Source organism: Streptomyces sp. NPDC050509, from assembly GCF_044457965.1.
Classification (GTDB): Bacteria; Actinomycetota; Actinomycetes; order Streptomycetales; family Streptomycetaceae; genus Streptomyces.
On sequence record NZ_JBITHL010000006.1, the window covers coordinates 1 to 14307 of the forward strand.

The 14307-nt window shown below is 70.1% G+C and carries 4 protein-coding genes; 2 read left to right on the forward strand and 2 right to left on the reverse strand.

Translation table 11 applies throughout. From position 1 onward, the window contains the following. Positions 1 to 351: 351 nt before the first annotated feature. Together ACIBJC_RS18275 and ACIBJC_RS18280 are read left to right on the forward strand one after the other, a co-directional pair. Entirely contained in the window at positions 352 to 1524 is a 1173-nt protein-coding gene (locus ACIBJC_RS18275; protein WP_399293237.1) for a glycosyltransferase, read from the forward strand. A 618-nt stretch (positions 1525 to 2142) separates the two neighbouring features. Further along, a complete protein-coding gene (locus ACIBJC_RS18280; protein WP_399293239.1) occupies positions 2143 to 3723 on the forward strand; it encodes an ArnT family glycosyltransferase in 1581 nt (526 codons plus the stop codon). Positions 3724 to 3788: 65 nt separating this feature from the next. Here the strand turns inward: ACIBJC_RS18280 and ACIBJC_RS18285 are convergent, their stop codons facing one another. Further along, positions 3789 to 5024, reverse strand: a complete 1236-nt coding sequence (locus ACIBJC_RS18285; protein ID WP_399293241.1) for an MFS transporter — start codon at positions 5022 to 5024, stop codon at positions 3789 to 3791. After that, positions 5021 to 14296, reverse strand: coding sequence for an amino acid adenylation domain-containing protein (locus ACIBJC_RS18290; RefSeq protein ID WP_399293243.1), 9276 nt, complete (start codon positions 14294 to 14296; stop codon positions 5021 to 5023). Before ACIBJC_RS18290 ends, ACIBJC_RS18285 begins: the two co-directional genes overlap by 4 nt. Positions 14297 to 14307 lie beyond the last annotated feature (11 nt).

Below are 14307 nucleotides of genomic sequence, written 5' to 3' on the forward strand. Positions count from 1 at the left end.
GCGTCCAACGAACGATCTTGATCATGGAGCTGTGTCGTAGCCACAGCCAGAGCCTCCCATCACCCCATGATCAAGATCTAGCCCTGTAGTACTAGGCCTTCAACGATCTCGTCGAGCGCGCCCATCGCCCTGTTCCCCCTCCACGTCCGCTCTCTCGGCACCGTCGAAGCCGGACCATGAACGCGCTCCGTCGGCCGGGTTGAGCGGCAGCCGAAAACCCGGGGTCACAGCAGGGATCAAGCGCCTTTGCGGAGACATCAGCTTGACTTGTCAGTCAAACATGGGGCGGGATGCTGCCACTTCGCCAGACGATCGACGTCCGATGAGATCCAGCCTTCCCGGGAGGAATTTATGACCGCAAGCGCGTCCCCCTCGGAGTCCCAGCCGAAACCCGTCTCCTTCCATCTGGAAAATTCCGTGGACGCGGCCGAAGACCATCGGGTCACCATTGTGATTCCGACATTCAACGAAGCCGCGAACATACCCGAGCTGTTGAGTCGTTTATCCGCTGCAGTGCCACCCGGTCAGGAGTTCTCGGTGCTCTTCGTCGACGATTCGACGGACGACACCCGCGAGGCGATCGAGAAGGAGGCCGGGCGACTGCCGATCGAGGTCTGCGTGCATCATCGGGCAGACCCAGTGGGCGGTCTCGGAGGTGCTGTCATGGAGGGCATCGCCCGCAGCGTCTCCCGGTGGATCGTCGTCATGGACGCGGACCTCCAGCACCCGCCCACACTGCTGCCTGAACTGATCGCCAAGGGCGAGGAGACGGGAGCCGAGCTCGTCATCGCGAGCCGCTACATCGGCGGTGGGGACCACAGTGGCCTCGGCACCCGCTACCGCGTTCTGGTGTCTGGCTTTTCCACATCGGTGGCCAAGGCGCTCTTCCCGAAAGCGCTGCGGGACGTCACCGATCCAATGAGCGGCTACTTCGCCATTAGCCGCGATGTGGTCAGCCGGGCCCAAGAGACCGGTGCTGTAAGGCCTTTAGGCTACAAGATCCTCCTGGAGCTGATCGTCCGCAGCCGTCCTCGCTCTGTCACCGAAGTGGCGTACGACTTCGGCGTCCGCTACGCGGGCGAGTCCAAGTCGACCGTGCGCGAGGGGCTACGGTTCCTGCGTCATCTGCTGCGACTGCGCACCAGCGGTATGCCCACCCGCGCGCTCGCCGTCGGAGCGATCGGCCTGTCCGGGTTTCTGCCGAACATCGCGGTTCTGTGGGCGCTGACCCACAGAACCGGCCTTCACTACGCGGCCGCCGAGGTCATAGCCAACCAGGTCGGTGTGCTCTGGAACTTCGTGCTCATCGACAGGGTGCTCTACCGCGGACGCAAGCACATGGGCCCTCGCGCACGGCTGCTGAGCTTCATCGCGCTCGCCAACGCCGATCTCGTGGCCCGAATTCCCCTCATGCTGCTGCTCGTGTCCGGCCTCGGCCTCACGCCCCTGCTGGCCACGGCGACAGCCATGACCCTTGTCTTCGTCCTGCGCTTCCTCTGCGTCGACCGCTTCCTGTACCGGTAACGCCCGCTGCCGCACAGTCCTTGGGCCACAGGGCGGGCGTAGGCGGCCCAGCAGGTTTCAACGTGCCCGTCGCGGAAGTGACGTTCAAACTGGTGTCCAGTCGCCCGGATAGTCGGAGTCGGTCCCGGCCAGGACGTGGGCGGCGTCGATCGGGGGTGCGGCTCATCGGCCCGGGCCAAGCGCCTCGGTGCGGTCGGGGCGCCACCACGTAGGGTGAGCCGGCCTCACGCAGCACGAAATACCGGGCGTCGCGGTACGGAGCTCTGCTACGCCTTCTCATCGGTCTGCGGGAAGTCGGTGGAGAGAGTGAGGTCCTTAAGGAATCGAGGTCGCGCGCGTCGACCACCCCGCCGGTACGACTCACAGCATCGTCACCCGACTGACCGAGACCTCGTCGAAACAATGCCTCGGGGTCGGTTGTGACCTCGTGCGAGACGATCCGTACCGTGCCGCCCGCTCGAAGCGGTCCCAGCATGGTGCGGCGACGTGCGCTGCGGCGCTCTCGTTGCCCTCCTGGTGAAAGACAGCTTTTCCCAGAATTCAACATGGTCGCCCGCCCGCGGTGCGCCCGAGACAATCCGAACGGCCGAACCCACAAACAGAAGAGAGTGTGGACACGTGGCGACGACGACCAGAATTGCGCCGGGGTCTTCCCAGAGTTCGCCGGCGGCGATTCCCCTGCTGAACCGGCGGCCGCTCCTCGCCATCTGCGTCGGGGTGGGTGTGGTGCTGCTGGCCCTGTCGGGGCGGCACGGGTATCACGTCGACGAGTTGTACAACCGGGCCACCAGGGAGCACCTTGCGTGGGGGTACGTCGACCAACCCCCGCTGGTCTCGCTGATAGCCAGGGCGGAGACCACCGTGCTCGGCGACACCCTGACCGCGCTGCGCGTGGTGCCGGCGCTGCTGGCCTGCGTGGTGGTATGGGTGGCTGCCCTCATCGCGCGCGAACTCGGCGGCCGTGGCGGCGCCCAGCTCTTCGCCGCCGCCGCGGCGAGCGCCTCGGTCGTCACGCTCAACGCCGGGCACGTGCTGACCACCAACATCCCCGACCTCGTCACCTGGGTGACGGTGGGCTGGCTGGTGATCCGTCTGCTGCGTACCCAGGACACCCGGCTCTGGATCGCCGTCGGCGCGGTCACCGGTGTGGGCTTGCTCGCCAAGAACCTCATCGTGTTACTGCTCCTCGCCCTGCTCGTGGGCGTGCTGGCCATGGGGCCGCGAGCCGTCCTGCGCAGTCGGCATCTGTGGGTGGGCGCCGCTCTCGCCACTCTGATCTCGGCGCCGGCGGTGTTGTGGCAGGTGACGCACGGCTGGCCCGCGATGGAGATGAGCGCCGCGTTGAAGACAGCCCTGGGAGAAGACTCCCGGGTTGCCTTCGTTCCGTTCCAGGTGCTGATGATCGGCTTGTTCCTCACTCCAGTGTGGATCGCCGGAGTGGTGGCCCTGCTGCGCCGCGCGCAGTGGCGGGCGTTCCGATCGGTCGGCCTTTCCTACCTGTTCATGGCGGTGCTGCTGATCGCCATCGGCGGAAAGCCCGAGTACACCGGCGGTCTCCAGTTGGTGCTGCTGGCGGCGGGCTCGGTCGTGGTGGTGGAGTGGGCGAACACCACCGTCCGCCGCACGCTGGCCGGTACCGCACTGGTGGGCAACGCGGTGATGTCGGCCGTGCTCATGCTGCCGGTGCTGCCGGTCGCGTTGTACGGGTCGAACCCGGTGCTGAAGGGACTGGGGGTCTTCCAGATGGACCAGGCGGCCTGGCCCCAGCTGGCCGAGCAGGTCGGCACCGTCAACCGGTCGCTTTCTCCGCCGGACCGTGCGCACGCCGTCATCTACGCCAACCACTACGGGCTGGCGGGTGCCCTGGACCGATACGGACCGGAGCATGGTCTGCCGCACGTCTACAGTGGCCAGAATTCCTACGCCGACTTCGGCAGGCCCGCCGACGACACCGACGTGGTCATCGCGGTCGGCGTGAACCGTACGACGTTCGGTGCCCTGTTCACGAGTTGTGAGCCCAGCGGCAAGTTCAGAACCGACCTGCCCGTCGCCGACCAGGACACCGAGTTCCTGGTATGCCGCGGTCCCCTCGAACCGTGGTCACAGTTGTGGCCCAAACTCACCTGGATCGGCTTCCAGTGCCCGTACACGGCCGAAGCCATTACCGCCAAGAGCGAGAAGGGTTGCTCGCTGACGTGAGCGCCGGGCCCGGAAAGGGGCCCGCACGACACTTGGCCGCGCATGCGATCGCATGCGCGGCCAAGTCACTTCAGCGTGGGAAACCGGCGCAGGGCGGGGCTGAGGGCGGTGCCCACGGCTACGACGACCAGGCAGGCGGACCAGATCAGCAGGGTGCCGCGGCTGTCTCCGTTCGCCATCAGCAGACCGCCCACCAGCGAGCCGATCGCACCGGCACCGCCCGCGAAGAGCCCGACGATACCGCTCAACCTGCCGCGCAACGCGGCTGGCGCGACCGCGAGTTGATAGGTCATGACCGTGGTGAACGCGGTGGGGATCAGGAACGCGATTCCGCCGAGCACGACGCCGGTCGACACCCCGGTCGGCGCCAGCGCCATCACCAGCGTCAACACCCCCGCGCACCAGGGGAATCCCATGATGATCGCGGGCGCGGGCAGTACGGAATGCAGTCGGCCCGCGACCGCGGCGCCCAGCAGACCTCCGATACCGAACCCGGTCATCATCATGCCCAACGCGCCGGGGGCCATGTCGTCCTCGCCGGACAGCGCCAGCACGATGGTGATCAGGGCGGAGATGAACAGCTCGCAGCACATCAGCCAGACGAGCGTCGGCCTGATCACCTGGTGCCCCAGCACCCACCGGAACCCTTCGACGAGCATTCCCGCCCTCTCGGACTCTCCCTCGGGCCGCCCCTCGGGTTCGGGCCGGGGAAGGCGCAGGAAGGAGAGCACGACGCAGGACGCCACGAGCAGGACGACGGCGACCGCGAACGGGGCCATCGGGTCGAAGGCGAACAGGAAGCCGGCACTGGCCGGTCCCAGCAGCGTGGCGATGTAACGGCGCGTGGTGTTGCGTGCAACCGCCGTCGACAGCTGCGACTCGTGGACGACCTGCGGCAGCGCCGCGTGCTCGGCCGGGTCGAAGGCAGCGCCCAGCAGCCCCTCCACCACCGCGACCACGAACACGTGCGACAGGGAGAAGTGGTCCGCGAGCAGAGCGATCGCCAGGCTCGCCATCGCCACCGCGCGGACGCACTGGCACACCAGCATGAACCACTTACGGTCAAAGCGGTCCACCAGTACGCCCGCCGGGACGTTGGCCACCATGCCCGCCGCCCCGATGACGGCGGCGACGGCTCCCATCCAGGGCGCTGAGCCGGTCGTCGCCATCACCATCAACGGGAACGCGATGAGGCACAGCTGGCTGACCAGTTCGGACACCAGCTGGCTGCCCCACAGCATGTGGTAGTCGCGGTTGCGCGACAGCGGTAGCGGTGGCGCAGCATCTGCCTCGGTCGTCATTCAGCCGTCGCCCCGGTCCGGTGGAGCAGCCGCCCCGCGAGCTGAAGCATCTCGACCCGGCCCGTGTCCGGGTCGCGAACGAACCGGCCGGTGTCCGGCACCCCGCAGCCCTCGGTGGTGAACCGCAGGTCCGCGTAGCAGGTCAGCGCGGAGCGCGGCCCGCCCCCGACGGACAGGGTGAACCCTTCGGAGCGCACCTCGACCACGCACTCCCAGTCGCCGTTGGCGTAGCGCCCTGCGCAGTCGGTCGAGCCCGCGATGGGCGCCCCCGGATCGGACAGTGTCCGCATGGAGTGGTTGGCCACGTCGAGTCCCACCGCGCCGAGTTCGGCGACGAGGTCCTCCCACAGCCCGGAGCCGGTGCTCGCGTTCGTGACGAGTGCCACCGCCGTTCCGGTGGCCGCGTCGAAACGCAGGTGGGACCAGGTGCCGTCGCCACTGCCGTCGTGCCCGTTCCAGTCACCGTCCGCGCCGCGGTACACGGACCAGCCGAGCCCCCAGCCGTCGGCGAGGCCGAACGGTCCGACGGCGATGTCGCCGGTCCGGTCGTCGAGCATCGCGTCGGCGGCCGCGGGATCGAGCACGGCCCGGGAGGCGGTCCGGTCGTGCACACCGGCCAGCCGCACCAGGTCGGCCGCGCTGGCCGCCAGCGCCGCGGCCGGCTCCTCGACCGGCGTGAAGTACTGCTCGGGCACGGGAAGCACGTGGTCACTCACCACATGGCCCTGTGCCATGGCCCGCTCGCCCGGCTGCCCGTTGTACGCCGCCGTGATGTCGAGCGGGTGCAGCAGCATCGACTCCACGGCGGTCCGCCAGTCCTTGCCGGTCAGCACTTCGACCAGCCGTCCCGCGAGTACGTAGCCGACATCGGAGTAGGAGAAGGCGGTGCCCGGCGGGTGCATCACGGCGGCCTCGCCACAGTGCCGTTCAACCCACTGACGCCGGTCCGTGCTCGGCACCCGTTCGTCGATCGCGGCGACCAGCCCCCCGGTATGGGCGAGGACCTGCCTCGCGGTCAGCCGGCCCACCGGGCTCGTGACGGAGAGCTCGGGCAGGTACGCGCCGATCGGGGCATCGAGGTCGAGGCGCCCGTCGGCCGCCAGCAGTTGCACGGCCAGCGCGGTCACCGGCTTGGTCAAGGAGGCGATGGGGAACGCGGTGTCCGCAGTGACCGGCAGGCCGCTCCCGGCCACCCGCTCACCCGTCTCGACGACGGTCGACCGCCCCGCGTGACGCACGGCGAGCTGCGCACCCGGCACCCGGTGCGTGCGCGCCAGCTCGGCCAGACGGGCGGTCAGGAAGTCGTCGCTGATGACCGGGCCCCTGGTGCCGGTCGCCGCCGCGCTCCCGGAGGCGACCGCCTCGGGCGCGCTCTGCTGGAGCACAGCCGGCTCGGCCACCTGCGGCTGCCCGCCCGCGGGCGCGTCCGTGGTGGCCTCGGCGCGCACGGCCACCACCGCCAGACGTTCGATGGTCGGGTGCGAGAACAGGTCCCTCGGTACGACGTACCACCCGGCACGCCGGGCGCGGTAAGCCACTTGAACACAGAGCACCGAGTCCCCGCCCAGCTCGAAGAAGTCACCGGTCACATCGATCTCGTCGACCGGGAGGCCGAGCACGTCTGCCCAAACATCGGCGAGCGCGGCCTCCGTCGCATCGCGCGGAGCGATCCGCCGGGCGCCGCTGTCGGCCACCGCGTCCGGAGCCGGCAGCCGCCGCCGGTCGACCTTTCCGCTGGGCGTCAGCGGGAAGGTGTCCATCGCCACGAAGAAGGCGGGCACCATGTACTGCGGCAGGGACTGTCTGGCGTACGCCTTCAGGTCCGCGGCCGTGGGTGGCGTGTCCCCGGCCGCCACGACGTACGCCACCAGCTGCTTGCCGACCGGTCCGTCCCCGCGCGCCACCACGACGGCCGAACCCACCTGCGGGTGGGTGTCCAGCAGCGTCTCGATCTCGCCGAGCTCGATCCGGAATCCCCTGATCTTGACCTGGTCGTCGACCCGGCCGATGAACTCCAGGTCCCCGTCGGCCCTCCATCTGGCCACGTCGCCGGTGCGGTACATCCGCTCGGCGGGCGGTCCGAACGGATCGGCCACGAACCGGCTCGCGGTCAGGCCCGCGCGGTTCGCATAGCCCCGGGCCACCCCCGCACCGGCGATGTACAGCTCACCCGGTACGCCGGGTGGGACCGGCTGGAGACCGGCGTCGAGCACGTAGATCCGGGTGTTGGCGATCGGTCTGCCGATCGGCGGCGCACCCGTCGCGCCGCGCGCCAGCTTCGCCGCGGTCGACCAGATCGTGGTCTCGGTCGGCCCGTACACGTTCGTCACCGACGGCGATCCGGCGGTCAGGACCTCGGCCAGTTCCGCGGGCAACGCTTCGCCGCCGACGAGCACCCGGATCCGGGGGAGCACGTCCGCGGCGCCCTCGACCACCCCGCGCCACAGGCTCGGTGTTGCCTGCACCACCGTCACGTCATTGCCGTGGACCACCCGGCGCAGTTCCTGGGGGTCGTGGACCACTTCCTTGTCCGCGAGCACCACGGTCGCACCGCTGATCAGCGGAACGAACAGCTCCAGGTGCGCGATGTCGAAGCCGACGGTCGTCACGGCCAGCAGCCGGTCGTCGCGGGTCATCGCGGTCCGCTCCCGCATGTCCTGTACGAAGTTGCGCAGGTTGCCCCGGGTGACCACCACTCCCTTGGGACGGCCGGTGGAGCCGGACGTGTAGAGCATGTACGCGGCGTTGTCCGGGCTCGGCGGCACGGGCAGGTCCGGCTTCGTCGCGAGGTGCCCCGCCAGTGCGGCAGCCACGTCGGGGTCGGTGAGCGAGAGGGACGGTGTGCCCTCCGGCAGGTCGAGTACGGTCGCATCACCGATCAGTACCAGAGCCGGGGCCGCGTCCCGCAGCATGAACGAGAGGCGTTCGCGCGGGTGGTCCAGGTCCAGTGGCAGATAGGCGGCGCCCGTCTTCAGCACCGCCAGCATGGCCACCAGCAGGTCGGGCGTCCGCGGGCAGGCCAGGGCGACGATCTGTTCGGGGCCGAGCCCGCGCGCCACGAGGTGGCGCGCGAGCCGGTTCGCGCGGGTGTCCAGCTCGGCGTAACTCAGCGCGGCATCCCCGTGCACCAGGGCGGTGCCCGCCGGGGTGTCAGCGGCCTGCTGCTCGAACAGCTCGACGGTGGTGGCCTGTCCGGTCTGCCGGGAGGTGGCGTTCCACTCGTGCAGCACCACGGACCGCTCGGCGGACGGCAGCATGGGCAACCGGGCGATCGCCTCCTCGGTGTGATGGGCGAAGGCGTCCAGCAGGGTCGCCAGGCGTTTGGCCATACGCTCCACCGTGTCCTGGGAGAACAGGCGCGGGTCGTAGCCGACGCGCAGGTGCAGCTCGTCGGTGGTGTATGCGGTGAGCGTGAGCGCGTAGTTGGTGTCCTCCGCGCCTTCGCTCTCGCGGACCACGAGCCCGTGCCGGGAGGCCGCGTCCCGGTCGTAGGGGAAGCTCTCGAAGATGACGATACTGTCGAACAGACTCGAGCCCCTCGGCACCTCGCTCCAGGCACGCACCTGCCCCAGCGACACGTGCTCGAACTGCCGGGTCGCGACCTGCTCGTCCTGCATCCGCCGCAGCCACGACACGAGGTCGAGACCGCTGTCCAGGCGCGTCCGTACGGGCAGCGTGTTGATGAACAGACCGACGATCTCGTCCGCGCCCGCCAGTTCCGCGGGCCGGCCGGACACCGTCGCGCCGAAGCACACATCGTGCTCACCGCTGTGCCGTGCGAGCAGCAGGGCCCACGCGCCCTGCACCACGGTGTTCACCGTCAGTCGGGCGCTCCTGGCGAACTCGTAGAGTCGGTGTGAGCTCTCGGCGGGCAGCCGCAGGTTCACATCGCGCGAGGACCGGGAACCGTGCGCGACCAGTGGCACCCGGTCGAACGGCAGGGGCGTGGCCGCCGTGAAGCCCGCCATCGCGCGGCGCCAGTGCGCCTCGGCGGCGGCGTCATCCTGCTCGGCCAGCCACTGCACGTAGTCCCGGAACGGAGGGCGAGGCCTCTGCGCGGAGGGGGCCGTGGCACCGAGCGCCGCGTGTTCCTCGAAGACCTGCGCCAGCACGTCGGCGAAGCTCCAGCCGTCCAGCAGCAGGTGGTGCGAGGACCAGAACACCTGGACGCTCTCCGCCGACAGCCGGGCCAGGGTCAGCCGCATGAGCGGTGCCTCGGCCAGGTCGAGTTCCCCCGTGGGCAGGCTCTCCCACAGCGACCGCGCTCGGCTCTCCTTCCCGGACAGGTCGCTCCAGTCCAGGTGTGTCACGGGCAGTCGTACGCCGCGACGGACGATCTGGAGCGGAACGTCCAGATCGGATCCGAACACGGCGGTGCGCAGGATCGGGGTGCGGTCCACCACGCGCTGGAACGCTTCGGCGAGCCGGTGCGGGTCCTCGACCCCGTCCAGCACCGCGGCGAAGTGGGTGAGGTACACGTCGCTGCCCCCACCGTCGAGCGAGTGGAAGAGCATGCCGCTCTGCATCGGGGTGAGCGGGTAGATGTCCTCCACCGCGCGGCCGTCGCCGACGATCCGGTCCACTGCCGCCTGGTCGAGGCCGGCCAGCGGGAAGTCCGACGGGGTGCAGCCGCCGCTGCCGGGCTGGGCGCAGTGCTCGACGATCTGCTCCAGTGCCGCGAGGAAGCCCTCTGCCAGCTGTGCGACCGTCTCCTCACGATGGATGTTGCCGGAGTACTCCCAGCCGAACTCCAGCCGGCCGTCACGGACCATGCCGGTGATGTCGATGAGGCACTGCCGGGCCTGCTCGGGGCTCCGGTCGGGCACCGGGTTCTCGCACCAGCCGTGGAAGAGCCCGCCGTCGCCGGTGTCGGCGTCGAAGCGGCCGTGGTAGTTGAACCCGACCTGGCACTGGCGCCCCTGGCCCAGTGAGCCGGGCGCGCCGAGGTGCCGCAGGGCACCGTAGCCCAGGCCCCGGGACGGTACGGCGCGCAGCTGTTCCTTGACCGACTTCAGGGTGGCGCCCCATTCCTCACCGTCGGGCAGCTCCAGCGCCACGGGAAACACCGTGGTGAACCAGCCGACGGTACGCGCGAGGTCGACGTCGTCGAACAGGTCCTCACGCCCATGGCCTTCCAGCTCGACGGGCACGGTCCCGCCGGCCCATTCCCGCAGTACCCGGGCGAGGGCGCTGAGCAGTACGTCGTTGACCTGCGTCCGGTACACCTCTGGCACCTTGCGCAGCAACGCGTCGGTGAGGTCGGCGCTCAGCCGCCGGGTCAGGGTGCGTGCGGAGCCGACGGTGTTGCGCCCCTGGAGGTCCACCGGCAGCGTGGCCGCTTCCACGGTGGCCTTCTCGACCCCGGACCAGTAGCCCAGCTCCGCGTCGAACCCGCCTTCGGCCACCAGGCCGGTGAGGCGGTGCGCCCAGTCCCGCAGCGATGTGGACTTCGCGCCCAGGTGCACCTTCTGCCCGCTCGCCGCCTGCTGGTGTCCCGTCTCCAGATCGGCCAGGACGACCCGCCAGGAGACCGCGTCCACGACGTAGTGGTGCGCGCAAAGGAACAGCCGGGGAGCCCTGCCGCTGCCGAGGGTGAACAGCAGGCCCCTGAGCAGCGGACTGTCTCGGATGTCGAACCCGGTCTGCGCCTTGGTGATCGCCGCGCGCATCGCCTGTTCCTGCGCGGCTTCGTCGAGCGCGGACAGGTCGACAGCCTCGAGCACGGTGCCGTCGGCCGCGGCCTCGTTGTGCTGCCGCCACACCCCGTCGACATGCTCGGCACGGAGGCGCAGACCGTCGTGGTGGTCGAGCACGGCGGCGAACGCCGCGCCCAGCGCGTCGGCGTCGGCCTCGGCGTCCAGTTCGAGGTACAGGGACTGGTTGAAGTGGCCCGGTGTGTCGGGGAACTCCTCGAAGTACCAGTGTTGTACGGGCGTCAGCGGCACTGGCCCGGTGACCGGCCCCTGCTCGACGTCGGGCGAGGTCACCATGACGACCTCGCCTGCCAGCTCGGCGATGGTCTGGCGCAGGAATATCTGCTTGGTGGTCAACCGGAGGTTCGATCGCCTGGCGAGCGACACCACCTGGAGGCTGAGGATCGAGTCACCGCCGAGGTTGAAGAAGTTGTCCTCGACGCCGATGCGGTCGGGCGCCACGCCCAGCGCCTTCGCCCACACGTCGACGAGCACGGCTTCGACCGGGGTGCGCGGCGCGACCCGGCGGGACAGGTCGGCCTCGGGCTCATCCACCACGGCCAGGGCACGCCGGTCCAGGGTCCCGTTCGGGGTCATCGGCAGCTCGTCGAGAAGCACGATCGCCGAAGGCACCGCCTGGCTCGGGAGGTTGGCGGCGAGGAACGCCCGGAGTTCGGCGGGGTCGGGCGCCTGCGTACCGGCGGGCACCACGTAGGCGAACAGCCGGTTGTGGCCGGACTCGGACCGGCGCACGACCGCCGCCGCGGTGGCCACCTCGGGGTGGCGGGTCAGCGCGGTCTCCACCTCGCCGAGCTCCACCCGGAAGCCGCGGATCTTGACCTGGTCGTCGGCACGGCCGAGGTACTCCAGGTTGCCGTCACCGCGCCAGCGCACCACGTCCCCGGTGCGGTAGAACCTGCCGGTGCCCGGCCCGAGGACGTCATGGGGGAACCGCTCGGCGGTCAGCTCTGGCCGGTTCCAGTATCCCTGGGCGATGCCGCCGCCGCCGATGAAGAGTTCGCCGGGCACCCCGATCGGCACCGGGCGGCCCAGCTTGTCCACCACGTACACGCTGGTGTTCACCATCGGCTTGCCGATCGGGACGATCGGCGAGGGCTCGACCGGGTCGACACCCAGCGCGAATATCGTGGCGTCGATCGTCGTCTCGGTCGCACCGTAGGCGTTGACGGTCAGCGTGTCGGGGCCGACGTGTTCGAGCAGGCTGGCGCAGTCCTCCGCCAGCCAGCCCTCGGCGCCCAGGGAGAGCAGCCGCACCGACTCCAGGCCGCCGCCGCCCCGCCAGGCCAGCTCGGTGCTGATCGCCCTGGCCAGCGATGGCGTCGTCGCCAGGATCTGCGGCTGGACCTCGGTGATCAGATCCGCCAGCGCGGGCGGGTCGGTGACCACCTCCGCGGGGCACACCACCATCTCGCCGCCGAAGAGCGCGGAGAACAGGAAGTCGCCGAGGAACAGGTCGACGCCGAAGCTGGCCACGCACAGGGCCCGGCCGCGGATCTCGTCCAGCCCGTACCTGGCGTTCCAGGACCGCAGGATGTGGTGCACGTTGCGGTGGCTGATCTGCACGCCCTTGGGCCTGCCGGTCGTACCCGACGTGTAGATCACGTAGACGAGGTCGTCCACGCCGACCCCGGTCCGTGGCGGCCCGTCCGCCAGGGCGTCGATCAGCGGCCGGTCGCGGTCGAGATACACCACGGCCGCGTCATGTCCGGCGACCCGGTCCGCCACGGCGGTGTCGGTGACCACCACCGGCGCGGCCGCGTCGGCCAGCATCATGCTCAGCCGCTCCGCCGGATAGTCCGGGTCGAGCGGTAGGAAGGTCGCGCCCGACTTCATCACGCCGAGCAGCGCGACCATCGCGTCCACGCCGCGCTCGACGCACACGCCGACCCGCGTTCCCGGCTCCGCGCCCAGACCTCTCAGGTGGTGCGCCAGCTGATTGCTTCGGGAGGCCAGCGCGGCGAAGGTCAGTTTCTCGCCCGCACAGCTCACCGCCACCTCGTTGGGAGTAAGCGCGGCCTGCTCGTCGTACAGCTCGTGCACGCACCGGGGCGGATCGAACTCCACCGTGGGGCCGTTCCACTCGACGGTCAGCCGGTGCAGTTCGGTCTCGGTGATCATGGGCAGGTCCCGCATCGGCCCGTCCGGCCGCGCGGCGATGCCGTCGAGCAGGGTCAGCAGGTGCCCGCCCAGCCGCTCGATCGTCGCCCGGTCGAACAGGTCGGTGTTGTACTCGACATGGCCGGTGAGTTCGCCGTCGTGCTCGTAGAAGTCGAAGGAGACGTCGAACTTGGTGACGTGTACCGGCGGGGCGATCTCCGTGACCCGCAGGCCCGGCAGTTCGGCCTTTCCGTCCAGTGCGTTCTGGAGGTTGACCATCACCTGTACCAGGGGGGACCGGCTCGGGTCGCGCTCCGGCCGCAGGGTGTCGACCAGCAGCTGGAAGGGAACTTCGTCGTTGGCGAACGCGTCGAGCACGGTGGAGCGGACGTCCCCGAGGAAGTCGGTGAAGGACCGTGATTCGTCCACCTGGGACCGCAGGATGACAATGTCGCTGAAGTAGCCGATGAGATCGTCCAGTTCGGGCCGGCCGCGGCCCGCGGTCACCGAGCCCACCGCGATGTCGCCCTGCCCCGAGTACCGGGCGAACAGCAGCTGGCCGGCGGCCACCAGTGTCATGAACAGTGTGGAGCCGTTGCGCGCGCCGAGTTCCGTCAGCCGCCGGGTCAGCGGTTCGGGCACGGTGATCTCGTGCACCTCGCCCGCGGTGCCGAACACCGGGGGCCGCGGGCGGTCCGTCGGCAGCTCCACCGGCGGCAGCGCGGCGAGCTGCCGCCGCCAGTAGTCGACCTGACCCGCCACGTCCGGGCCGGCCAGCCGTTCCTGCTGCCAGACGGCGAAGTCGGCGAACTGCACCGGCAGGTCCGGCAGTACGACCGCCTTGCCGCGCACCTGCGCTGTGTACCGGGTGCAGAGCTCGTCGACCAGGATGCCGATGGACCAGCCGTCGCCGACGATGTGGTGCAGGCCCAGGACCAGCACATGCTCGTTTGCGGCGAGGCACACCAGCGTCACCCGGAACAGCGGACCGCGGCGGAGGTCGAACGGCGTGGCCCCCTCGCGCTCCAGGTGGTGGTCGAGTTCGGCCGCCCGCTCGGGCTCCGGCAGGCCGGACAGGTCGATGATCTCGACCGGTACCCGACCGGGCTCGTGCACCACCTGGAAGCCGTGGCCTTCGACATCGCCGATGGTGGTGCGCAGCGCCTCGTGCCGCGCGACCACGCCGTCGAGAGCCGCGCGCAGCGCCTCGATGTGGAGTTCGCCGGTCAGCCTCAGCACCCGCGGCGCGTTGTACTCGACGCTGCCGGGGTTCAGTTCGGCCAGGAACCACAGCCCTTTTTGGCCGGCCGACAACGGCAGCGCACCATCCCGGGGTGCCGGGGTGATCGAGAGCTCCTCGGCGGCGGACCCGGCCTCGCCGGCGAGCTGCCGCATGACGAGCTCCCGTACGTGGTCGGGAAGCTCCGACAACCGGTCCTTCGCGGCGGATGGCAGTTCCATGCTGTTCTCTC